Annotated in this window: 17 protein-coding genes; 7 read left to right on the top strand and 10 right to left on the bottom strand. The window is 63.1% G+C overall.

The genetic code is table 11. The annotated features are described in order from the left end of the window. Positions 1–154: 154 nt before the first annotated feature. The 3 genes from EK373_RS01720 to EK373_RS01710 all read right to left on the bottom strand — a co-directional run bounded on the left by EK373_RS01720 (position 155) and on the right by EK373_RS01710 (position 2,540). Positions 155–397: a hypothetical protein gene (locus EK373_RS01720; RefSeq protein ID WP_129641023.1), complete on the bottom strand. Its 243-nt coding sequence runs from the start codon at positions 395–397 to the stop codon at positions 155–157. 200 nt (positions 398–597) lie between these two features. Then, entirely contained in the window at positions 598–852 is a 255-nt protein-coding gene (locus tag EK373_RS01715) for an EF-hand domain-containing protein (protein ID WP_129641022.1), read from the bottom strand. 56 nt (positions 853–908) lie between these two features. Then, a complete protein-coding gene (locus EK373_RS01710; RefSeq protein WP_129641021.1) occupies positions 909–2,540 on the bottom strand; it encodes a M28 family metallopeptidase in 1,632 nt (543 codons plus the stop codon). 145 nt (positions 2,541–2,685) lie between these two features. Between EK373_RS01710 and EK373_RS01705 the strand changes: the two genes are divergently transcribed. Beyond that, positions 2,686–3,192 carry a C40 family peptidase gene (locus EK373_RS01705; protein ID WP_157994183.1) on the top strand — a complete coding sequence of 169 codons (507 nt, stop codon included), beginning with the start codon at positions 2,686–2,688 and terminating at the stop codon, positions 3,190–3,192. Positions 3,193–3,252: 60 nt separating this feature from the next. Here EK373_RS01705 and acs read toward each other — a convergent pair whose 3' ends face one another. From acs to hrpB, 4 genes are all read right to left on the bottom strand, one after another. Continuing rightward, positions 3,253–5,271, bottom strand: a complete 2,019-nt coding sequence (gene acs, locus EK373_RS01700) for an acetate--CoA ligase (RefSeq protein ID WP_129641019.1) — start codon at positions 5,269–5,271, stop codon at positions 3,253–3,255. Positions 5,272–5,284: 13 nt separating this feature from the next. Then, complete coding sequence (locus EK373_RS01695; protein ID WP_129641018.1) at positions 5,285–5,719, bottom strand: HIT family protein; 435 nt, start codon at positions 5,717–5,719, stop codon at positions 5,285–5,287. Between the two features lie 8 nt (positions 5,720–5,727). Continuing rightward, positions 5,728–5,997, bottom strand: a complete 270-nt coding sequence (locus EK373_RS01690; protein ID WP_157994182.1) for a DUF4404 family protein — start codon at positions 5,995–5,997, stop codon at positions 5,728–5,730. A gap of 164 nt (positions 5,998–6,161) precedes the next feature. Then, positions 6,162–8,705: an ATP-dependent helicase HrpB gene (gene hrpB, locus EK373_RS01685; RefSeq protein WP_232830994.1), complete on the bottom strand. Its 2,544-nt coding sequence runs from the start codon at positions 8,703–8,705 to the stop codon at positions 6,162–6,164. Between the two features lie 203 nt (positions 8,706–8,908). Here hrpB and EK373_RS01680 point away from each other — a divergent pair, with 203 nt between their 5' ends. The 6 genes from EK373_RS01680 to EK373_RS01655 all read left to right on the top strand — a co-directional run bounded on the left by EK373_RS01680 (position 8,909) and on the right by EK373_RS01655 (position 18,188). Further along, positions 8,909–10,162: a serine hydrolase domain-containing protein gene (locus tag EK373_RS01680; RefSeq protein ID WP_129641015.1), complete on the top strand. Its 1,254-nt coding sequence runs from the start codon at positions 8,909–8,911 to the stop codon at positions 10,160–10,162. 191 nt (positions 10,163–10,353) lie between these two features. Further along, the gene (locus tag EK373_RS01675; protein WP_129641014.1) at positions 10,354–11,550 is read left to right on the top strand and encodes an efflux RND transporter periplasmic adaptor subunit; all 1,197 of its coding nucleotides are present in this window, start codon (positions 10,354–10,356) and stop codon (positions 11,548–11,550) included. Beyond that, positions 11,547–14,702, top strand: coding sequence for a multidrug efflux RND transporter permease subunit (locus EK373_RS01670; protein WP_129641013.1), 3,156 nt, complete (start codon positions 11,547–11,549; stop codon positions 14,700–14,702). Before EK373_RS01675 ends, EK373_RS01670 begins: the two co-directional genes overlap by 4 nt. After that, positions 14,699–16,111, top strand: coding sequence for an efflux transporter outer membrane subunit (locus EK373_RS01665; protein WP_129641012.1), 1,413 nt, complete (start codon positions 14,699–14,701; stop codon positions 16,109–16,111). The genes EK373_RS01670 and EK373_RS01665 overlap by 4 nt, the downstream gene beginning before the upstream one ends. A 29-nt stretch (positions 16,112–16,140) precedes the next feature. After that, entirely contained in the window at positions 16,141–16,830 is a 690-nt protein-coding gene (locus EK373_RS01660; RefSeq protein ID WP_129641011.1) for a heavy metal response regulator transcription factor, read from the top strand. Next, positions 16,827–18,188, top strand: coding sequence for a heavy metal sensor histidine kinase (locus tag EK373_RS01655; protein ID WP_129641010.1), 1,362 nt, complete (start codon positions 16,827–16,829; stop codon positions 18,186–18,188). The genes EK373_RS01660 and EK373_RS01655 overlap by 4 nt, the downstream gene beginning before the upstream one ends. A 16-nt stretch (positions 18,189–18,204) precedes the next feature. Here the strand turns inward: EK373_RS01655 and EK373_RS01650 are convergent, their stop codons facing one another. From EK373_RS01650 to EK373_RS01640, 3 genes are all read right to left on the bottom strand, one after another. Next, positions 18,205–19,908, bottom strand: a complete 1,704-nt coding sequence (locus EK373_RS01650; RefSeq protein WP_129641009.1) for a phosphate ABC transporter substrate-binding/OmpA family protein — start codon at positions 19,906–19,908, stop codon at positions 18,205–18,207. A gap of 121 nt (positions 19,909–20,029) precedes the next feature. Continuing rightward, the gene (locus tag EK373_RS01645) at positions 20,030–20,881 is read right to left on the bottom strand and encodes a hypothetical protein (protein ID WP_129641008.1); all 852 of its coding nucleotides are present in this window, start codon (positions 20,879–20,881) and stop codon (positions 20,030–20,032) included. Next, positions 20,878–22,533 (bottom strand): AAA family ATPase, encoded by a 1,656-nt coding sequence (locus EK373_RS01640; RefSeq protein WP_157994181.1) that lies wholly within the window; start codon positions 22,531–22,533, stop codon positions 20,878–20,880. The genes EK373_RS01645 and EK373_RS01640 overlap by 4 nt, the downstream gene beginning before the upstream one ends. Between the last annotated feature and the right edge of the window lie 15 nt (positions 22,534–22,548).

Raw genomic sequence — 22,548 nt, 5'->3', positions numbered from 1 at the left:
TGACGCAACTGAATTCGAACCCTGCGCAACTCGTTACATGGACCTCCCCAGGACGATGGGGGCACCCGCTGAGAACCCATCGGACACCATGCTGACGGCTGCGCACTTCAAAGGCCGCGCCTCTTCGTGAAGCGCGGCCTTCTTTTATTCCAGGTTAACGGTCGCGGTCTTCGTGGCTGATGTTACGGCTCCACTCCGCACGGCTGCGGGAGGAATCGTATTCGACGGCTGACTCTGAATGGGTGCTGCGACATTCGTCCTGCCAACGCACGACGACATAGCGGCCGGTGCGCAATTGCCACACGTCGCCACGCAAATCCACGTCGCTGTCTTTGAGTCGGACCGGATCGCCGATACGCAGGCTACTGCGCATCGATTCGCTCATCTCTCTGCTCATGATGTCTCCTTACCCACCGCTATCGGCACGAGCAGTGCAGTAGGTTAGGGGCATCGATATGGATGTTCGACTAGGGGAAAGCAGCAAGCGCCCGGTTTCTTCGGGGACTGAGCATTACGTCACGTGGCGGCCGCATGTCGCGTGTGAGCGAAGTCACAGATTGCGACGCGGGGCGTTTTAACTAAATTCGTTGTCGCGCATCAGCGCGCGTCGGTCCACCAGCCCATGAATTCCTCGAAGCTGATCGAGCCGTCGCCGTCGGCGTCGGTGAGCTCGAACGCCAGCAGGCATTCATCCTCGGACAGGTCCTGATCCAGGGAGTGCAACAAGGCGCTGAATTCCTGATTCACGATCCAGCCGTCGCCATTGCTGTCGCAGGCGTCGAAGCTTTGTTTCAGATCGGGCAGGTCGTCCGCGTCCACATCCACGTCCTTGACTACATCCAGATCTGCCATGGCGCGTTCATCCTTAGTTGCGGGCACTGCGGCCAAGAGCGGCCGCGGCGCGCATCTTACTGCACCGTGTAAAATTTCTCCGCAAAGAAATCGCCATTCACCCAACGGGGAGCGGCCGGCGCATTCGCCACGCTGAGGGCGATGCGCAAGTCGATGCGCGCCAGGTCGGCAGCGGTGGCGTAATCGATCGGTAACATCAGATCGTCGCTGGGCTGATGATAATGCGTCGAAAGAAACTGCCGGCGCAGCTCTTCCAGGTCGACGCTGGGATTTCTCGGTTGATAGCCCGCGCTCAGCACCAGCGCCGGAATGCCGCGGCGGATGAAAGAGAACTGATCGCTGCGGATGAATTTGACCTGCTCCGGTGCGGCGTCGGCGCTGAGCCGATAGCCCTGCGCCGCGACGGCCTGACGTGCCGCTGTTCCCAACGTCGAGTGCTGAGCGCCGAGCGCCACGAAATCGAACACCGGCGCGAACGTCAGCGGCATGTCGACGTTGATGTTGGCGACCACTTTCTTTTCCTGATGCTCGGTCTGCCGCGCGAAAAAGTCGGAGCCGAGCAGACCTTTTTCCTCAGCGGTCACGGCGATGAACATTATCGAGCGCCGCGGCTTCGCATTCGATGCGTGAAATGCCCGAGCTATCTCCAGCATGACGCCGACGCCAACGGCATTGTCGTGCGCGCCGTTATAGACGGCATCACCATTCACCGCCGTGCCGCGGCCGAGATGATCGAGGTGCGCGGAAATAACGATGTATTCGTTCTTCAATTGCGAATCCGTACCTGGCAGCACTCCAACGACGTTCGCGCTCTCGGTCTTACGCAGGCCGGTGGTCGCCGACAAGGTCATCATGCCGGGCAACTCGAAGCCTTGCGGCGTGCCTTCCTCGGAAGCGGCAAGCGCCATGTGGAAGTTGCTTTGCGCCTTCTCGAACAGCTGTGCGGCGGCGTCGTGATTGAAACGAAAGCGCAGCTTCAAAGCGGGGAAGGCGTGGTGCGGTTGGCCCGATTCATCGAGCCAGCGCATCTGCGGGATCCAGCTCATGGCAACGCGACGTTCCCAAGGCGTGCGCTTGGTGTCCGCGTTCGAGTCGATGGTGATCACGCCGACGGCGCCACGATCGACCAGTGTCGACAGCTTGCGCTCCTCCCACGAGTAGTAGGCGCGCTTCTCGTTGGAAAACTTCGCGGGCGCGCCGCTGAAGATCACCGCGATGCGACCTTTCACGTCGATGGTTTCGAAGTCGTTGTAACCGAGCTCGGGAGCATCGATGCCGAAGCCGGCGAACATCATCGGCGCACTCAGTGTGGAACTGGCCGAAAAGAAATCGGCGTTCGGCAGGTAGTGAGTGCCGTATTCGAACGTATATGTATCGTCGTCACGCACCAGCTCGGCCGAGGAGCCGGGCAGCACCGGCGTGGCCTCCAGCAAAGGCACCCTTTGCAGATAGCTCTTGTCGTCGCCGCCGGGCTGCAGGCCGGCCTGGCGGAATTGCGACGCTACATACGCGGCGGCGATGTCATGGCCACGCGAAGCGGTAGCGCGGCCTTCCAGCAAATCGGCTGCAAGAAATTCAACATGACTGCGGATGGCGTCAGGCTGGACCTCGCTCCACGGGCCGCGCTCGGCTGCTTGCAGCGAGCCGGCGGCGATCAAAGGCAGCAGAAAAGCAGGCAATCCGCGCATGTTGTCTCGGGTGAGGGGCGAACGGGCGCAACAGTATCACTGACGCAGGCGTTTCGCTGAGCACTCACAGCACATAAGAGTTCATCCATTGTTCAGTGCTTGGCACTTAGCTTCAGAGTCCGGCATGCTTGGAAACGGTGTCGCCATGAACCGCTGCTTAGCATCTACTCTTGGTCTCGCGCTGGCCGTAGCAACCCTGACGCTGCAGGGATGCGCTGTGCCGCAGCCCTATGTGGCGCCGACGCCGACGGGTAGCACCGTCCGGCCGCCAGTCGCGCCCGCGACCACCGTCGGCAATGAAGTTGCGATTCGTGCGATCTCTCTGCTGGGTGCGCCCTACGAGTGGGGCGGCAATGGGCCGACCACGTTCGATTGCAGCGGGCTGGTGCGCTTCATTCACGACCAATTGGGAATATTCGCGCCGCGCACGGCGGCGGAACAATACTCCGCTGCGACGCCGGTTCCCTTGAACGATCTCGAGCCCGGAGATCTGCTGTTCTTTCGAATCAAAGGCCGCATTTCGCACGTCGCGATCTACACGGGCGAGGGGCGGTTCGTGCACGCGCCACAGACCGGACGCCCGGTCGAGCTGCGAATGCTCGACGATGACTTCTACCGCCCGCGCCTGGCCGGCGCGGGGCGGCTTTTCTGACGACGGATCGGGGCTCCTGCCCCGCCCTTGGCGGCGGGTACATCCATGTACCCGGGTGGATTACCCGGTCTTCTTCTTCTTTTTCTTGGCCGGCGCTTTGGCTTCGGCTTGCTGAGCAGCGGCAATTTCCGCGGCGGGGCGGTTCATGCGCTCGCGAACCAGGTTCTCGACGACGCTCGGATCGGCCAGCGTGGAGATATCGCCCAACTGATCGTGCTCGTTCGCTGCGATCTTGCGCAGGATCCGGCGCATGATCTTACCCGAGCGGGTCTTCGGCAGGCTGGGCGCCCACTGAATCAGGTCGGGCGTCGCGATCGGGCTGATCTCTTTGCGCACCCAATCGCGCAACTCGGTGCGCAATGCCTCGCTGGGCTGGGCATCGGCAATCAAAGTCACATACACATAGATGCCCTGGCCCTTGATGTCATGCGGATAGCCCACTGCCGCCGCTTCGGCGACGCTGGGATGCGCGACCATCGCGCTTTCGATCTCCGCCGTGCCCAAACGATGGCCGGCGACATTCAACACGTCATCGACGCGGCCCGTGATCCAGTAGTAACCGTCTTCATCGCGTCGCGCCCCGTCGCCGGTGAAGTAGCGGCCGGGGAATGTTTTGAAATACGTGTCGATGAAACGCTGGTGATCGCCGAACACGGTGCGCATCTGCCCGGGCCAGCTGTCGGTGAGGATGAGATTGCCTTCGCACGCGCCTGCCAGCGTGTTGCCCTCGTTGTCGACGATGGCCGGCTTCACGCCGAAGAACGGCAGCGTTGCCGAGCCGGGCTTCTGATCGATCGCGCCGGGCAGCGGCGAAATCAACACGCCGCCGGTTTCCGTTTGCCACCATGTGTCTACCACCGGGCAACGGCCATCGCCGACGACGCGGTGATACCACTCCCACGCTTCCGGATTGATCGGCTCGCCCACCGTGCCGAGCAAACGAATCGAGCTGCGCGACCAGGCCTTCACCGGCTCTTCGCCTTCACGCATCAACGCGCGAATTGCGGTCGGCGCCGTGTAGAACAATGTGACTTTGTGTTTGTCGACGGCCTGCCAGAAGCGGCCGCTGTCCGGATAGTTCGGTACGCCTTCGAACATCACCGTGGTCGCGCCGTTCGCGAGCGGGCCGTACACCACATAGCTGTGGCCGGTGACCCAGCCCACGTCGGCGGTACACCAGAAAATGTCGTCCTCGCGCAGATCGAAGACCAGTTCGTGCGTCATCGACACGTACACGAGATAGCCGCCGCTGGTGTGCAGGACACCCTTGGGTTTGCCCGTCGAGCCGGAAGTGTAAAGAATGAACATCGGATCTTCCGCGTCCATCACTTCCGGGGCGCATTCCTTCGGCTGCGCATTGACGACGTCGTCGAACCACTGATCGCGCGGCCCATACATCGGCACGCGAATGCCCGTGCGTCGCACGACCAGCACGTGCTTGACGCAGTCGGTCTTTGGCATCGTCAAGGCGAGATCGACGTTCGTCTTCAACGGCACGCGCTTGCCGCCGCGAAGACCTTCGTCCGCCGTGATCACGACGCTGGATTCGCAGTCGGCGATGCGGCCGGCGAGCGAATCGGCAGAGAAGCCGCCGAACACTACGGAGTGAACCGCACCGATGCGCGTGCAAGCGAGCATCGCGACAGCAGCTTCGGGGATCATCGGCATGTAGATGGTGACGCGATCACCCTTCTTCACGCCGAGCGACTTCAGCGCGTTCGCGCACTGACACACGCGCTCGTACAGCTGACGATACGTAATGCGTTCGGACAGCTTCGGATCGTCGCCTTCCCAAATGATCGCGGTCTTGTCGCCGCGCTTGGTGAGATGACGGTCGAGGCAGTTGGCGGAGACGTTGAGCTTGCCGTCGTAGTACCAGCGAATCCGGAAGTCGTGCTCCTCGAAGCTGGTGTCTTTCACTTTCGCGAACGGCTGGATCCAGTCGAGGCGGCGGCCGATGCGCGACCAGAAGCTGTTCGGATCGCGCACCGACTCCTGATACAACCGCTGATAGTCCGCCAGCCGCAAGTGCGCGAGTGCAGCGAAGTCCTCAGGAACTTTATAGATCTTCTGGCTCATGTGAACTGCCGTCTTATTGGCGTGGTGGCAAGCCGGCTAATGCGGCGCGAATTTTTTCGGCGTGCTGTGCCAGCACTTCCTTGTCCGCCCAGTCGCGGCCGTGGCCGCGTAGCTTCGCGCCTTCGTAGCAGGGGACGATGTGGAAATGGATGTGGAACACGGTCTGGCCGGCGGCCGGCTCGTTGAATTGAATGATGCGCATGCCGTCGGGAGCGAATGCTTGTTGCACGCCGCGGGCGACGTGTTGTGTCGCCTTGATCAGGTCGGCGAGCGCGGCCGGGTCGATGTCGAAGAAATTGCGCGCTTCGACTTTGGGAATCACCAGCGTGTGGCCGTCCGACTGGGGCATCGCGTCCATGAAGGACAACGCCCGGTCGTCTTCGTACACCTTGAACGCGGGGATCTCCCCGCGCAGGATTTTCGCGAACACATTGCTCTGGTCGTACATCGCGCCTCCTAAATGCCAGCCTTCGCGAGCGCGTCGATCAACTGGCGCACGGCCGTGCCGACGGCCGGATGCTCGGCTTCGAAACTCACCGCCAGTTGCTCGAGGCGTTCGGTGAGCGGGTGATCGTCATTGTCCAGCGACGCCGCACCGAGCAGGCGCGTCAGGTCGCTGAGCAGCAGCATGAGCGATTCGCGCGTGTCCGAGTCGACCGCGTCCCGATCGAGACCCTCGAGCCTCGCGTGCAGGGCAAGGATGTGCTGTTGAATGTCTTGGCTCACTGATCTCTCCATTGCTACATACCGAAGCTCGGGATCGGGCATCCTGCCACGACCCTCGCGCGAGCATCAAAAGGCGCGACTTTTGCTGCACGCTCGCCGCCCGAGGCGGCGGGGTACATCCATGTACCCACTGATAATTTAGGCGCGCACCGATTCTACCCGCTTTAGCGCGGCCGGGGCTTGGCCCGTGCGGTGGCCTGGGCGGTGAGGGGATCGTCGGGCCAGTAATGCTTTGGATAACGCCCCTTCAGCTCCTTTTTTACATCCAGGTAGCCGCGGGCCCAGAAGCTCACCAGGTCGCGCGTGACCTGAACCGGGCGATGGGCCGGCGAGAGCAATTGCAGCGTCAGGGGCACGCGGCCTTCGGCGACGGACGGCGTTTCGTGCATGCCGAAAACCTCTTGCAGGCGTACGGCGACAGTCGGTGACTCTTCGGTGTAATCGATGGGGATGCGCGAGCCACTCGGTACCGCTAGATGCGTCGGCGCAAACATTTCCAGGCGCTGCTGCGCATTCCAGTCGAGCAATGACATGAGGATGCCGTGCAGATCCAGGCGTGTCAGATGATCGCGCCGGCTCATGTCGGTGAGCCACGGCGCCAGCCAGTCATCGAGATGTTCCATCAAAGCGTTATCGCTCACATCGGGCCAGGGTGCGGGCGCACGCTCGTCGAAGCGCTTCGCGAAAACCAATCGAGTCTGCAGCGCGCGGGCCGGCTTGGTCCACGGCAGGGCGGCGAGCCCCAGCTCGCGCACGCCTGCCAGCATGGCGTCAAGCATCCGTGCAGGATCGGGCTTGTCGATTCGACGTTCGTATAATTTCAATGCGCCGAGCCAGCGCTCATCCTGAGCCGCCACACTCTGCTCGCGTGAGTCCCACTCGAAACGCTCGCGGTGTTCGATGTGCGACGCGAAGTCAGCCTCGAGCTGGTCGCGAGTAAGGGGCGCGGCGAGCCGGATCAGGGCCTCGCGATCGCCCGCATCGAGATCGGCGACCACGAGGAATTCCGCCTGCGACAGGCTTTGCGCCGGCGGCAACTGCGCGCCACGACCGTTCGATAACAAATATCGTCCGCCCGCGCCGCGAGACTGCGCGATGCGATCCGGGTAGGCGAGCGCGAGCAGACGGCCGACGTCCAGGTCGCCGAGTTTCGTATTGTCGTTGCGCGGCTGTTCCAACTGCCTGGCAAGCAGATCGATACTCCGCAGCGCTCGTTGCTTTGCGCCCTGGTCGATGGAGACGCCGGCGGGCAGGCTGCGCTCGCCACGCAATGCCTCGACGCGAAAACGCAGGTCGACGTTTCTATCCTGGCCTTGAGTGCGCAGCAGGTCGCGCTCGCCGAGCACGGCCGCGATCTGCAGCGATGTGGTTCGCAATCCCATCTCTGTCCCGCGCACGACCATGTGCGCAAGGCGAGGATGAGTGGACATCCGTGCCAACGTGCGACCGTGGTCGGTCACGCGACCGTCAGCCGCGATCGCATCGAGAGAACGAAGCAGATCGCGCGCTTGCGCGAAGGTCGCCGATGGTGGCGGATCGAGCCAACGCAGCGCGCCCGGGTCGGCAATTCCCCAATTGGCCAGCTCCAACGCCAACGGCGCGAGATCGGCGCCGACGATCTCCGGCGCCGTTTGCGCAGGGAGCGCCGAATGTTCGACTTCGCTCCAGAGCCGGTAGCACACGCCTGCTTGAATGCGGCCGGCTCGGCCCCGGCGCTGATCGGCGGAAGCGCGGGAAATGCTGCCGAGCTCCAGGCGGCTCATGCCGGTCACAGGATCGAAACGCGAGCGCCGCTCCTGGCCGCTGTCGACCACGATGCGCACCCCTTCGATCGTGAGGCTCGTTTCGGCAATGTTGGTGGCCAGCACGATCTTGCGTTCGCCGCTACGGCTGGGCTGGATCGCGGCATCCTGTTCCTGCGCCGCAAGCTCGCCGAACAGCGGTAACACTCTCACGCCCGGCGGCAGCGATGTTTCTTCCAGGAAGCGCTGCGCACGGCGTATCTCTCCCTGGCCGGGAAGGAAGGCCAGGACATCTCCCGGCTCATCTTCGATGGCGCGTGCGATGGTGCGGGCAACGATTTGCGCCATGTCTTCGTACTGCGGCCGAGAGCTGCGCACATCCAGGCGTTCTCGATAGTGTGTCGTTACCGGAAACGCGCGGCCTTCGGCTGTAACGATAGGGGCAGCGCCAAGTAACTTCGCAACCGCCGCACCGTCGAGCGTGGCCGACATCACCAACAAACGCAGATCCTCACGCACTGTTTCCTGAGCATCGAGGCAAAGCGCGAGGCCAAGGTCGGCATTCAAGCTGCGCTCGTGGAACTCGTCGAAGATCACCAGCGCGACGTCTTCCAGCGTCGGGTCGCGTTGCAGCCAGCGAGTCAGAATGCCTTCGGTGACGACCTCGATGCGCGTGTCTTTGGTCACCTTGGTTTCCAGCCGGGTGCGAAAGCCGACGGTGCGCCCGACCGGCTCACCCAGCGTCTGCGCCATGCGAGTGGCGACGGCCCGGGCCGCGAGCCGTCGAGGCTCGAGCATCACGATGCGAGCATCGCCGCGCCATCGTTCGGGCAGCAGCGCCAGCGGCACGCCGGTCGATTTGCCCGCGCCAGGCGGGGCCTGCAGGACGACGTTGCGATGTTCGGCCAGGGCGCGCCTCAGGTCGGGCAGCGCGGCTTCGATGGGTAGAGCAGCTGATCGGTTCACGCGGCCATTATCGACCATCGCACGGGGCAATCACGAGAGGCCGGCTCGTACAGCGAAACTGGCAGCACGCCCGGCAGTGCGCGGTTTCTTTCGACCGCTGCGTATGACTACACTCTCGATGCCAACTCGAACTCATACGGCGGTGGTCGCAGCTTCTGGAAGCGGCGCGCCGGAACACTACCTCGATCTTGTTTGGGGGACTCATGAAGCTTGCACGTCGCTTCTTTTGTTCGTTGCTGCTCGCGTTCGTCGTCGGCAGCGCCGGGGCCGCAGATCTCGGCACTGCGCGCCCCGAAGCCGTGGGCATGTCGTCGCAGCGACTCAAGCTGCTCACGGCCGAAATGAAATCGCTCGCCGAGCGCGGCGAGGTGTCGGGCGTCGTGACCATGGTGGCGAGGAAAGGCAAGGTCGTGCACCTGGAAGCGGCCGGTAAGCGCGAGCTGGAAAACGGCACGCCGATGCAGAAGGACAGCATCTTCCGCATCTATTCCATGACCAAGCCCATCACCGGCGTCGCCATGATGATCCTGTTCGAGCAGGGCAAGTGGCAGCTGAACGATCCGGTGTCCAAATATATTCCCGAGTTCGCCGACCTGAAGGTCGCAAAAGTCGATCCGGCCAATGGCGCCGTCACGACCGTGCCCAGCAATCATCCGATGACCATGCGCGAGCTGATGTCACATTCGGGCGGTCTCACCTACGGCTTCTTCGGCGGCACCGCGGTCGACAAGCAGTACGTGGAAAACAAAGTGTTCGACCAGGGCCAGCCGATGCAGACCTTCATCGAGCGGCTGGGCAAGACGCCGCTGCTGTTCCAGCCCGGCGAGCGCTGGCATTACAGCGTAGCGGTGGATGTGCAGGGTTATCTGGTCGAGAAATTGTCCGGCCAGACGTTCCCCGACTTTTTGCAGCAGCACGTGTTTGGACCGCTGCAGATGGTGGACACGGCGTTCTACGTGCCCGCTGCGAAGATGAACCGCTTCGCCGAGTTCTATTACCGCGGCAAGGACGACAAGAGCGTCAAGCATCCCGGCGTCGCCGACTATTCCAAGCCACCGGTGTTCCCGTCCGGCGGCGGCGGCCTGGTGTCGACAGCCAGCGATTACATGCGTTTCTGCCAGATGCTGCTCAATGGCGGTGCGCTCGACGGTCAGCGCATCCTGTCGCCGCTTACGGTGAAGCTCATGCGCACCAACATGCTGCCCGAGTCGGCGCGCACCATGGGGCCGGGCACGGGCTTCGGGTTGGATTTCGCGGTGGTCGAGAATCCGGCAGCCGCCGGCGGCTACGAGGGTGAAGGTACCTACTATTGGGGCGGTTTCGCGGGCACCTGGTTCTGGATCGATCCGGTGTATGAGTTGATCGTGGTCGGCATGATCCAGCAGCGCGGCGATGACATGCCCGACCTGCGTGCCGTGTCGCGTGCTCTGACCTATCAATCGATTGTCGAAGAGTAGCCGGGCGCTACGTTTATCCAGGGCAGGCACCTTCCCGGGCGAGGCTCGCCCGGGAAGGTGTAACTTATTGCCCGTTCAGCAATTCTCACCCCGGCGATCCTGACAGCTCCGTAAGCTGCTCGTCATATTCCGGTGCCGGCGGCTGGGCTATGTTGCTGAGGGCCTCCTTAGAGGCTTGCTCGTCCATCGCCATGTCCATTCGACTCCCTCAATCTCGCGGCGCCCTCGTTGGCGCAGCCGTGGCCGCTGCCGTCGTTTTGCTGATCGCCTATCGGCTGTTGTCCAGCTCGCTGGCTGCGGATCCGCCGATGGGACGACCACCCGTGCCGGTGTCGGTCGTCACGGTCGAGCAAAAGGATGTTCCGCAATTGGCTGCGGGCATCGGCACCGTTCAGTCATTGCACAATGTGATTTTACGTCCGCAGGTCAGCGGCATCGTCACCGAGGTACTGTTCGAGGAGGGGCAGCACGTGAAGCGCGGCCAGCTGCTGGCGCGCATCGACGATCGCACCATCCTCGCAAATCTGCGACAGGCCGAAGCGGAAAAGGCGCGCAACGAAGCTCAGCTGAAAGCCGCCGAGCTCGACAAGTCACGTTACGACAATCTGCTCGCCGAAGAAGCGATCTCACGACAGACCGTCGAGCAGCAGGTCGCGCTGGTCGAGCAGCTCGAAGCGGCGATTCGCGCCAACGAAGCGACCATTGCGGCTCAACAAGTACAACTGTCGTTCACCAAGATCACATCGCCGGTGAACGGACGCGTCGGCCTGCGTCGCGTCGATCCGGGCAACCTGGTGCAGGTGGGCGACGCCGACGGTTTGGTGGCCGTCACGCAGGTCGATCCCATCTCCGTCATTTTCACGTTGCCGCAGGAACTGCTGGGTCGACTGCAGGGCCTGACGCATGGCGACTCGTTCGCCCATGTCGGAGCGTTCGATCGCGACGGTGGCGTGCTGCTCGCCGAAGGCAAGCTCACCACGATCGACAATCAAGTCGACGCGAGCACCGGCACGATTCGTTTGCGCGCCGAGTTTACAAACACGCAGGACAAGCTTTGGCCCGGGCAGTTCGTGACCGTGCGCTTGCAGACGGGAGTGAGCGGCAACGCGCTGGTCGTGCCAACGCGCAGCGTGCGACAGGGTTTGGAAGGGCCGTTCGTGTTCCGCGTGCGCGAGCAGAAAGCTGAAGTCGTACCGGTGCAAGTTGGCTACAGCAACGATGAGATCAGCGTCATTACTGCGGGCCTCGCGAAGGGCGACAGTGTCGTCACCGACGGTCATTCGCGTCTCACGCCGAACGCGACGGTGAAGCTGGTCGCAGGGGCCAGTCCCACGGCGCTGGTTTCCGATGCGCAGAGGTCGCGGCTGCGAGGGAGTGCAGGCCGATGAGCGACAACCTCTCGACGCAGGCCAGTCGAGCGCAAGCCAGTCTCACTCGACCGGGCTTGTCCGACTGGTTCATCAAACATCCCATCGGCACTACGTTGCTGACCATCGGTATCGTGCTATTGGGCATCGTTGCGTTTCCGTTGCTGCCCGTCGCGCCAATGCCGGAAGCCGAGCTGCCGACCATGCAGATCAGCGCCAACCTGCCCGGCGCGAGCCCGGAGACGATGGCGTCCGCCGTCGCCACTCCTTTGGAAGTGCAGCTCAGCTCGGTGCCCGGCATCACTGACATGACTTCGAGCAGCACGCTCGGCAGCACCAGCATCACGCTGCAATTCGTGCTGAACAAGGACATCGACGTGGCCGCGCAGGAAGTGCAGGCCGCGATCAATGCTGCTTCGGGCCGGCTGCCGGCGGACCTGCCGAATCTGCCAACGTGGCGCAAGGTCAATCCCAACGACGGTCCGATCCTGGTCGTGCGCATGCAGTCCGAGTTGATGACGCTCACCGAGTTGAGCGATATCGCCGAGACTGTCGTCGGCCGTCAGTTGAGCCAGATCGAAGGCGTCGCGGAAGCTCCGATCAACGGTCAACGCAAGCCGGCGATGCGCATTCAAGCAGCGCCCGAAAAGCTCGCCGCGCTGGGCCTGACGCTGGCCGACCTGCGGCAGGCGACTCAAGCCGCCAGCGTCAACCAGGCCAAAGGCGCGCTGTTCGGCGCCGATCGGATCTCGACGCTGCAGACCAACGATCAGATTTTCACTCCGCAGGATTACGGCAATCTGATCGTCGCGTATCGCGCCAACGCGCCGGTGTTCCTGCGCGATGTGGCCACTGTGACGTTCGGAGCAGAAAACGAATATGTCCAGGCCTGGCAGAACGGCAAGCCCGGCATTCACTTCATCATCCGTCGGCAACCTGGCGCGAACATCGTCGCAACCGCCGATCGCGTCCGCGAGGCGCTGCCCGAGTTGCAGAAGCTGCTGCCTGCGAGTGTGGAGCTGGAGGTCATCAATGATCGCACTCGCACGATCCGCGCGTCGTTGCACGAAGTCGAAGTCACCCTGGTGGTGACGGCGTTGCTGGTCGTCGTGATCATGGGAGTGTTCCTGCGGCAGCTATCCGCCACGGCCATCGTCGCGGCGGTGCTCGCAGTGGCGTTGCTGACGACGGTCGGCGCCATGTATCTGCTCGGCTTCAGTCTCAATAATCTTACGTTGGTGGCGCTGGTCGTCGCAGTGGGATTCGTGGTCGATGACGCTATCGTCGTCGTAGAAAACATTCATCGACATCTGGAAGCCGGCGAGTCGATGCTGGACGCAGCCCGTAAGGGAGCCGCCGAGATCGGCTTCACGGTTGTGTCGATCAGCTTCTCGCTGATCGCGGCATTCGTGCCGTTGCTGTTCATGGGCGGCGTCGTTGGACGTTTGTTCCGTGAGTTCGCCGTGACCATGACGGTGGCGATCCTGATCTCCGTGGTCGCCTCGCTGACGCTCGCGCCGATGCTGGCGTCGCGTTTCATGAGACCGATGAAACATCACGCGGAGCAGGGCGTGGCGCAACGACTGGTCGCACGATATGACCGGGCGTTGCAGTGGGCGCTGGCGCACCAGCGCACCGTGCTGATCAGTTTCGGCGCGACAGTTGCGGTCGCCGTGCTGGGCTACGTATTCATTCCCAAAGGCTTCTTCCCGCTGCAGGACACGGCCTTCATCTTCGTGAGCACCCAGGGCGCCGAGGATATCTCCTTCGAAGACATGAAACAGAAGCAGCAGGTCGCCGCGGGCATCATCGCGCAGGACCCGGCCGTGCAAGCGATCGCGCATGTCGTGGGCGGCGGCCTCGGCAGCTCCAGCATGGCGAGCGGCCGCATCTTCGTCGTGCTCAAGGATCGAGGCGCTCGCGATGTCTCCGCCGAAGAATTCATCGGGCGGATGCGGCCGAAGTTGATGGGCATCCCCGGTCTGCAAATGTTCATGCGCACGTCGCAGGACATCAATCTCGGCGCCGGTGGCGGCCGCGCGCAATATCTTTATGTGCTGCGAGGGCCGGAAAGTGGCGAGCTCGCCGAGTCCGCGCGACGGTTGGCGGAGAAGTTACAGAGCTACGATCAGCTGCGTGACGTTTCCGACGATTTGCAGCTGGGCGCGTCGGTCACGCGCCTGACTATAGATCGCGCAGCGGCTGCTCGCTTTGGGCTGCGCACGGTCGATATCGATCAGGTGTTGTACGACGCGTTCGGGCAGCGTCAGATCAGCGAGTATCAGACCGAGACCAACCAATACAGAATCATCCTGGAGATCGATCCGACTCAGCGCGGCCGCGCCGAGAGCCTGCAGAACTTCTATTTGCGCTCGCCGTTGACGGGGCAGATGGTGCCGCTGGCGGCCGTCGCACGCATGGAACCGCCGGACACCGGTCCGCTGTCGATCACACATGACGGAATGTTTCCTTCGGTCACGCTCTCTTTCAATCTCGCGCCAGGGGTGGCGCTGGGGGAAGCTGTTACGCTGATTGCGCAGGCCCAAGCCGAGCTTGGCATGCCGGCCACCATCAGCGGCAACTTCCGTGGCACGGCGCAGGAGTTTCAGAAGTCGCTGGCCACGCAGCCGCTGCTGATCCTGGGCGCGTTGATCGCCGTGTACATCATTCTCGGCGTGCTGTACGAAAGCTTCGTGCACCCGCTGACGATTCTGTCGACGCTGCCCTCGGCGGGCGTCGGCGCGGTGCTGGCGTTGTGGCTGGCGAAGACCGACTTTTCCATCATGGCGCTGATCGGCGTGGTGCTGTTGATCGGCATCGTGAAGAAGAACGGCATCTTGATGGTGGACTTCGCGCTGGAGCGTCAGCGCAGGAATGGCTTGTCGCCGCTCGATGCGATTCACGAGGCGTGTCTGGTGCGCTTCCGTCCCATCATCATGACCACACTGGCCGCCATGCTCGGCGCGATCCCGCTGATGCTCGGTTTCGGTACTGGCTCGGAGTTGCGTCAGCCGCTCGGCGTCGCAATCTTCGGCGGCCTGGTCATCAGCCAGATCCTGACGCTGTTCTCGACGCCGGTGATCTATCTGGCGCTCGATCGACTGTTTCATAGGAAACAGCGCGAGGCTCAGCCCGACACGCCGGCACTTCCACATCCGGAGCCTGCGCGATGAGCCGTCGCGCATTGTTTCGAGTGACATCTGCTGTTGCACTCGGCGTGCTCACCGCCTGCAGTGCGCCGGTCAAGCAGCTGCCCGATGATTTGCAATCGTCCTGGGTCGACGAGCAGCGCCCGACGACGATCGCCGATGCCGCGGCGCTGACGTGGTGGCGAGCGTTCGACGATGCGACGATCGATCAGCTGGTCGATCTCGCTCAGCAGCGCAATCTTGATCTGCGCGTTGCGGAGGCGCGAGTGCGTGAGGTGCGTGCTCAGCGTCGCGCGGCGCTGGCGAACCTGGCGCCGCAGATCGATGGCTCGGTCGATGCGCAGCGTTCGCGGGGTCGGCGTATCGGGACCGATACCTCGGTGATCCAGGAGACTGCGTCGGCCAGTGCAAGCGCCAGCTGGGAGATCGACCTGTTTGGTCGCTTGCGCGCCGAAGCTCGCGCCGCCAATGCCGAGCTGCAAGCGGTGCAGTCCGATCGCGACGGCGTCCGCCTGGCGCTGATTGCCGAAGTCATTCGCAGCTATCTCGAGTTTCGGCTGTATCAAGTGCAGACCGAGCTGTCGCTGCGAAACGCTCAGGCGCAGGAGGAAACGGTCCGCATTACGCAGGCCCGCTTCGACCAAGGCATGTCCAGTCGGCTCGATCTGGAGCGCACGGTCTCGGCGCTGCGCACTACGCGATCGCAGATTCCTCAGTCCCGCGAGCTGGCCGAGGCGGCGCGCTATAGACTGGTGCTGCTGACCGCATCGACGCCGGACTCGTTGCGCCCGATGCTGCCGGCCTCGACCACCGATCCGGGCGCGTTGCCTGATAGCGATGCTGAAAGGGTGTTGCTGACACCCACCGACGTCATCGCCCGGCGGCCCGATGTGCAGGCCGCCGAGCGCCGTTTGGTCGCAGCGGCGGAGCAGAGGAACGTGGCCGCGGCTTTGCGCTACCCTCGCATCACGCTGGCCGGCTTGATCGGGGTGGAGGACAATCGCGTCAGCGACCTGCTCGACAATGGCTCGCGCGCCTGGTCGGTCAGCGGTGGCTTGCTGGCGCCATTGATCGATTTTGGCCGCATTCGCGCCGCCATCGACGCCGCCGACGCAGTCCAGGAACAGGCGTACTTGACGTACGAGCAGACCGCCCGCACCGCGCTCCAGGAAACCCAGACGGCGCTGGTGTTGTACACACAGGGTAAACTTCGACAACAGGAACTGTCGCAAGCCGCGGAGTCGGCACGACGCGCCGCCCAGCTCGCCCGTCGGCAGTACACTGCCGGTGCGCTCTCGTTGCTCGAAGTGTTGGATGCCGAGCGCAGCGTCTATGCGGTCGAGTTGAATGCGGCGCAGGCCACCGCGGATGTTTCCATGCGGCTGGTGAACGTTTACGAATCGATGGGCCTGGTGCCGCCGACCGGAGGTTAGCCATCTCTTCTCGCCATAGCGACGATGCCATGAAAGTTCTGATCGTAGAAGATGAGCCGAAAACGGCCGACTATCTCGAGCGAGGTCTGCGTGAGCAGGGCTACGTCGTGGACGTGGCGCGCGACGGGCTCGATGGCAAACACATGGCGCTCGAATATGAGTACGACGTGATCGTGCTCGATGTGATGTTGCCTGGCACCGACGGCTTTTCCGTCTTACATGCCTTGCGCGAGCGTCGCCAGACGCCGGTGATCATGCTGACGGCACGCGATCGTGTCGACGATCGTGTGCGTGGCCTGCGCGAAGGGGCGGACGATTATCTCGTCAAGCCGTTCTCGTTCCTCGAGCTGGTGGCGCGTCTGCAAGCACTGACTCGCCGCAGTCGCGGCCAGGAGGCCATGCAACTGCGCATCGCCGATCTTCAGATCGATCTGCTGGCGCGCAAGGCGTGGCGCAACGGTCAGCGCCTCGATCTAACCGCCAAGGAATTTGCGTTGCTCGCGGCGCTCGCCCGTCGCAAGGGCGAGATTCTTTCCAAGACGACCATTGCCGAGCTGGTGTGGGACGTGAATTTCGATAGCGACACCAATGTCGTCGAGGTGGCCGTGAAACGGCTGCGTAGCAAGCTCGACGATCCCTTCAAACCGACGTTGCTGCACACGGTGCGTGGCATGGGCTACGTGCTGGAAGTGCGCGATGAACAAAGCGAGGACGCATGAAGCTGTCGATCAGCAAGCGCCTGGCTGCGATGTTCGCCGTCGCCAGCTTCGTCATGCTCGCGGTGCTGAGCGTCGCCATGCACGGGCTGTTGAAGCGCGAGCTCGAGCGCCATCAAAGCAACGAGCTGCAGGCGCGCTGGACGATGTACAAGCCCATCATCATGCGCAACGACGACGTGGAGCATTGGGAGTATGTGCGTACCAAGTTCGACAATTCCATCTCCGAGAACAATCGCGTCAGCCTGTGGGTGCAAAGTAACGACAGTCGCTTCCTCTATGGCTCGTCGCTGACCGACGAGCAGCGACACATGATCGGTACGCGCGGCTTCGGGCAAGCCATGCTGCCGGGGCACGATGCGCCACTGAAAACCTACTCGGCGGAGGTCGAAGCTCGCGGCGAGCGTCCCGCGGTACTTTTGACGGTGGGCATCGATTCGAAGCCGTTCGTCGAAACGCTGCGCGCGTTCACCGTCGGGCTGATTGCATTGACGGTCGTGGGTGCGTTGGGCGCCGCTGGGCTTGGGTACTACATTGCGCGCGTCGGCATGCGTCCGCTCGACCGGCTTTCAGGCGAAGCGCGTGGGCTGTCGCCGGGGCATTTGTCGCGACGATTGCAGACTGACACGCTGGCGCCGGAACTTTCCGAACTCGCCGACTCTTTCAACGGCGCGTTGTCGCGGCTCGAGACTGCGTATCAGCAGCTCGAGGCATTCAACGCTGACGTGGCGCATGAGTTGCGCACGCCACTCGGCAACTTGATCGGTCAAACGCAGGTCACGTTGTCGCGCGAGCGCAGTGTCACGGAACTAAAAGAAGCTTTGCACTCTAACCTTGAGGATCTCGAACGGCTGCGCGCCATCGTCAACGACATGCTGTTCCTGGCTCGTGCGGATCGCGGCGAACGCGCGCCGAACCGGGTGGAGGTGTCGATCGCACAGGAAGTGTCGCACGCCGTCGAGTACCTGGAGTTCATCTTCGAAGAAGCTGGCGTGAAGGTGCGCATCGAGGGCGATGCGCAGGCCAGTATCGAGACATCTCTGTTTCGGCGCGCTGTGACCAATCTGTTACAGAACGCCGTCCAGCACGCCCCGCGCGGTGCCGAGATTGTCGTGTTCGTTTTGCAGCAGCCGGGCGCGATTCGCGTCTCGGTGCAGAACACCGGCTCCGGTATCGCGCGGGAGCACCTTTCGAGGCTGTTCGACCGCTTCTATCGCGTCGACAGCTCCCGCAGCGGCAGCCGTGAGAACCATGGGCTTGGCCTCGCCATCGTGCGTGCGGTGGCCACCATGCACGGCGGCACCGTGTTCGCAGAGAGCGAGAGTGGGGCCACCACTATCGGCTTCACTGTGGCGGCCTGATTGCTCAGGCCGACGCTTACTCCAGCGTAAACCACTGCACTTCGACGCGACGGTTCAGCTCGCTATCCGGACCGGCGGGCTCTTCCCAGCCGCGGCCGACGACTTCGATGCGTGATGGAACGATGTCCTTGTGACGTGCGCGTAGCGCTTCGCTGACGGCCATCGCGCGTTGACGGGACAGCTCGATCGCTTTGAGCGCCATGCTCTTCACCAGTTGCTCGCCGCCCTGATCGCGGAATTCGCTCACACGTGCGTTATCGACATGGCCCTTCAGCAGCACGGTCGAGCCGGGGCTGACCTGCAGGAAGCGCTTGATGGTGTCCAGGTACTCCTGGTTCTGCGGCGCGTTCTTGTCGAGCACGGCGGAGTTCGCTTCGAAGAAGAAACGAATGTCCTTGCTCAGCAGCGGATCGCCTTCGAGCGTGGCCTGCGTGGAGCTGCGGATCGGCGCGATGGCGATCTTCTGATCGGCGAACAACCCCTTCTTCGCCAACTCATCGAGTGCGGTGACATCGGCGAAGCGCGAAGCGTCCGTGGGATTGCGGATCACGCTGCCATAGGCCAGCACTGACGATTGGAAGATGCCGCCGAACGAACCGGCGGAATCGATCGTGCCGGAGAAGAACGCGCGGTTCTCCGGAAGGTTCGCGAGATGCACGCGTGACAATTCATCCCGCGCGTCCACGTCACTCCAGCCGAAAGCCTTAGCAACGATGCCGATGTTCGCAGCCTGCTGATCCCGCAAGCGGCGGTTGCCTTCGAGAATGCCGTGCACGAGGCCGCGGACCATATCCGGATTCGCGCGAGCGAAGCCGCCATTGATGGCGAGCACGTCGGCGATCACGAGCAGGTTGCGGTTGGAGACGAGCACCTTCGCGGCGCCATTCGACTTTTCGACGACTTCATCGGTGAACGGTGTCCAGCCCACACAGCCGTTCAAGCGCTGCGAACCACTGAGCTCATGGGCGTAGGCTTCGCAGGCGATGGAGGCGTCGTCATAGAACACGAGGCCGAGCTCGCTGGAGGCGGGCTTGGAGTCCAGATCGCGCAAGACCGTGACCGGCACGCCGGCTTCCTGGGCAAGATAACGAATGAAAAATTCGCTCTCGTTGAACTGAGAGGCGGCCAGGACTTTGCCCGCGAGCTGATTGACCGAGGTGATGCCTCGATCGACGACGACCATGTCGGCGCCACGCGAATAGCCGATCTGCAGAGGAACGACGGCGTCGAACTGACGGCCGAGCACGGCGAGTGCGTCGGTCGTTGTAGCAGTAGCGGCGAGGCGACCGTTGTTGAGCGCCGACCAGGTTTCGCTTTCGCTCTTGGTGATCTTCACCTTGAAGCCGTATTCCTTGGCGAAGAACGACTCGGGATTCGGCTCCATGCCGCCGTTCGCGACGATCAGGCCGCCGTAGCCGGCGTACTCGCTGATATCGATTTGCAGCACGTTGTCTTTGGGGACGTAGGTGGCTGCAGCTTCCAGGGTCGGGGAGCCGGTCACAGGTTCAATCGGCGCAGGCGCGTCGCCCTCGCCGCTGGCGGCCTTGCCCGTGCTTTGCGATGACGTACCGGAGTCGGTTGCGGACTCCGCGCCGTCGCCGCCTTTCTTGCCGAGCCACAAATAAGCGCCCAGGCCAATGATGCCGACCAGTAACAGCAGCGTGATGATGTTGCCGGCGGCGGAGCCGCGGTGGATCAGTCTTGCTTTGAGGTTGCTCATGGTGTGAGTCCTTGCTGAGAGCTCTGTGTTTGTTTCTTAGGCGAAGAGGACGTCGGTGGTTCGCGAGGGCTGGTGGGTTCCAGCTCCTTCCGGCGCCGGGCGTCGGCCGGAGCCTCGTTGCTCATTGAGCGATCCGTTCACCGCGACGCTTCGTCGCTCGCGGCCGAAGCAGATCTGCTGGCGGCGGCTCGTCAGTGAGCCCGTCCAGGCCCGCGAACAACTCTCGTTGATCTTTGAGCCAACGATTCGCTTCATTCAGCGACGCCGACAACGCATCGAGTGACGACGCGACGCTATGTTCGTCCGTCGCGAGCAGGGCCTGCTCGCGAACCAGCGAAACCTGCTGGCGGAGCCGTTCCAACTCGGCCTCGATCAGCTCACGACGATGCTGGGCGTCGGCATGTCCGGCGCGACGCGAGCGGAGGACTTCGAGCTGTTGCTCCAGGCTGCGCCGCAATTCATCGCCGATGGCGTCTTCGGACAGCCGGTCGATCACCCGACGTTCCTGCTCTTCGAGCGCGCGTTTGTCACGCTCTGCCGAATTGATCACTTGAAGGACGGAAGCACGGGCGGCGAGCAGCTTCAGGTGCAGCCACGCCATCTGGCGCACATCGCTCTTCTGCATTTCTGTCGCGCCAGTGCGTGACAGGAGATCGACGATCTCTCGCGCCTGGAACTCGATGGATTCCTGGCGGCGGCGGGCGTCTTCGTCGAGGTGATAGCTGAGCGCGTTGTAACGCGCCACCCAATCGTCGCCTTTGCCGCCCGCATCGACGGCGGCACGGAAGCGTTCATTGCGGGACACCACCCAGAGATACAAACCTTCCAGGCCGGCGCCAATCAACCACAGCCCGGGATTCACGAAGGCGCCGAGCAAGGCAAACGCGGCGATGCCGAACCAGTTCGGCGGCAGGGGCATGCCGAAAGGACGGGCGTTGAAAGCCGCGGCGAGATAAGAGCGTGAGCCGCTCATGGGATCGCAGTGGGCTCGGCGTACTTGTGGAACGCCGGCGGCACAAAGGCGAGATCGGTGGCTTCTCGAATCGAGATGCGCATCTGGAATTCCAGCACGTCGGCCGGCACCGGGTTTTGATAACCGACCAGGCACGCATCCAACGCGGCGCGCGGCTCCAAACTTTCCGTGCGAACGCGGCGATAAGCTTTCACGACGAGCGCTTCGGCCGCACCCGGCGTCAACAGCAACGGCATGCGCGGTTGAAGCGCAGTGAGATCGCCGTCATTCAACTGCAGCCCGTAGCGTTTTGCGAGCGCGCCGATCAGTGCGGCGCTTTCGGCATGCGTGCTGGTTGGCAGCAGCGGCACTTTGACGTCGACGCGGCCAGGGCGTTTCAAATCGACTTCGATCAAGTCAGGCCGGGACGATGCCAGGATCCACAACACGCGGCCGCGATTCGACGAGTCCGACATCTCCTGCGCGATCATCGAATACAAACGGCCCGACAGACCGCTGTCCCCGCTGCCGGAGTCGCGACGGCCGAGCGTTTGGTCGGCCTCATCGATGAACACCATGCAGCGGCCGAGCGCGCGGATCAGCCGGAAGATCTTCTCCAGGTTGCCTTCGCTCGAGCCCACCCAGCGATCCCGGAAGTTCTTGAGCTTGACGACCGGCACGCCGGCCTCGCCGGCGAGGCATTCCACTAGAAACGTTTTGCCGGTGCCGACCGGACCGCACAGCAGATAACCCATGGGCAGCGCTTTGAGATCGCCGGTCTGCCACAGCTTGATGTCCTGGCGCAGCCAGCGCTTCAACGCTTCCTGGCCGTGATACGCATCGAGGGTGCGAGCCGATTCGATGAACTCGACCAGTCCGGCGGAGTCGCGCTCCACCAGTTCTTTCTTGATGCGAGTGAGATCCGCGCTGCTGAGCGCTTGACCGGAATGGTCGCGGACTTTCACCAGGCTTTCCAAAGCCGAGATCGTCACACCAACCAAGGCCGCACCGATCTGGGCGAGATTCGCGTCCGGCGCAAAAGCTTTCGGTTCATGCGTGCGCAGCAGGGTCAGCGCGCGTTCGATCTCGGCCGCCTCCGGCAGCGGCACGCGAATGCGCGAGGCGTGCGTGCTGAACGCGACGAGCGGCTCGACATCGTTGAGATTGTCGGCGATCAGAATGCTGGTGAAGGGCAGATCGGCGAACGGCGCTTCTGAGGACCAGTCGCGCAACACACTCGTGAGACTGCCGTGTTCAAAGCCGGCGCCATCGGCGGGCACGATGTGATCGACGCCTCGCAGGATGACTGCGACGTTTTCTTTTACTTCGCGGCCGAGCGCACGCAAGTTGCCAAGATAGCGCAGATAGCGGCTGATCCACTGCAGCGCCGGCTGCGGCTCGCGCGGCATGGTCTGCAGATTCGCGCCGGGCCATTTCTCTACCAGCTCGCCACCGCGCTCGATGGTGATGCCATTGCCCAGATCGTAGGAGAGCACCACTTGAAAGCTGGAGAGCAGGTGACTTTCGAGATAACCGACCAGGCCGACCAGCTGCGCGCCGACGGCAATCCGATCGTGCACGTTGCCGTACAGAATGAATTGCCCGTGCGCGCCGCTTTCATAGGCGAGCGCGAGCTCGTTGGCCCAGGCCGGTGCTCCATGCGGTGCAGGCATCGCCTTTCTCGCCCG

It is taken from the genome of Peristeroidobacter agariperforans, assembly GCF_004138335.1.
GTDB classification, from domain to species: Bacteria; Pseudomonadota; Gammaproteobacteria; order Steroidobacterales; family Steroidobacteraceae; genus Steroidobacter; species Steroidobacter agariperforans.
This window is presented reverse-complemented; position numbering and strand designations above follow the sequence as displayed.

Bases quoted from the DNA above. Each gene is read 5' to 3' on its own strand.
- EK373_RS01695 (WP_129641018.1), bottom strand. From the start codon at position 5,719: ATGTACGACCAGAGCAATGTGTTCGCGAAAATCCTGCGCGGGGAGATC.
- acs (WP_129641019.1), bottom strand. From the start codon at position 5,271: ATGAGCCAGAAGATCTATAAAGTTCCTGAGGACTTCGCTGCACTCGCG.
- EK373_RS01710 (WP_129641021.1), bottom strand. From the start codon at position 2,540: ATGCGCGGATTGCCTGCTTTTCTGCTGCCTTTGATCGCCGCCGGCTCG.
- EK373_RS01705 (WP_157994183.1), top strand. From the start codon at position 2,686: ATGAACCGCTGCTTAGCATCTACTCTTGGTCTCGCGCTGGCCGTAGCA.
- EK373_RS01655 (WP_129641010.1), top strand. From the start codon at position 16,827: ATGAAGCTGTCGATCAGCAAGCGCCTGGCTGCGATGTTCGCCGTCGCC.
- EK373_RS01660 (WP_129641011.1), top strand. From the start codon at position 16,141: ATGAAAGTTCTGATCGTAGAAGATGAGCCGAAAACGGCCGACTATCTC.
- EK373_RS01680 (WP_129641015.1), top strand. From the start codon at position 8,909: ATGAAGCTTGCACGTCGCTTCTTTTGTTCGTTGCTGCTCGCGTTCGTC.
- EK373_RS01715 (WP_129641022.1), bottom strand. From the start codon at position 852: ATGGCAGATCTGGATGTAGTCAAGGACGTGGATGTGGACGCGGACGAC.
- EK373_RS01645 (WP_129641008.1), bottom strand. From the start codon at position 20,881: ATGAGCGGCTCACGCTCTTATCTCGCCGCGGCTTTCAACGCCCGTCCT.
- EK373_RS01640 (WP_157994181.1), bottom strand. From the start codon at position 22,533: ATGCCTGCACCGCATGGAGCACCGGCCTGGGCCAACGAGCTCGCGCTC.
- EK373_RS01665 (WP_129641012.1), top strand. From the start codon at position 14,699: ATGAGCCGTCGCGCATTGTTTCGAGTGACATCTGCTGTTGCACTCGGC.
- EK373_RS01650 (WP_129641009.1), bottom strand. From the start codon at position 19,908: ATGAGCAACCTCAAAGCAAGACTGATCCACCGCGGCTCCGCCGCCGGC.
- EK373_RS01675 (WP_129641014.1), top strand. From the start codon at position 10,354: ATGTCCATTCGACTCCCTCAATCTCGCGGCGCCCTCGTTGGCGCAGCC.
- EK373_RS01670 (WP_129641013.1), top strand. From the start codon at position 11,547: ATGAGCGACAACCTCTCGACGCAGGCCAGTCGAGCGCAAGCCAGTCTC.
- EK373_RS01720 (WP_129641023.1), bottom strand. From the start codon at position 397: ATGAGCAGAGAGATGAGCGAATCGATGCGCAGTAGCCTGCGTATCGGC.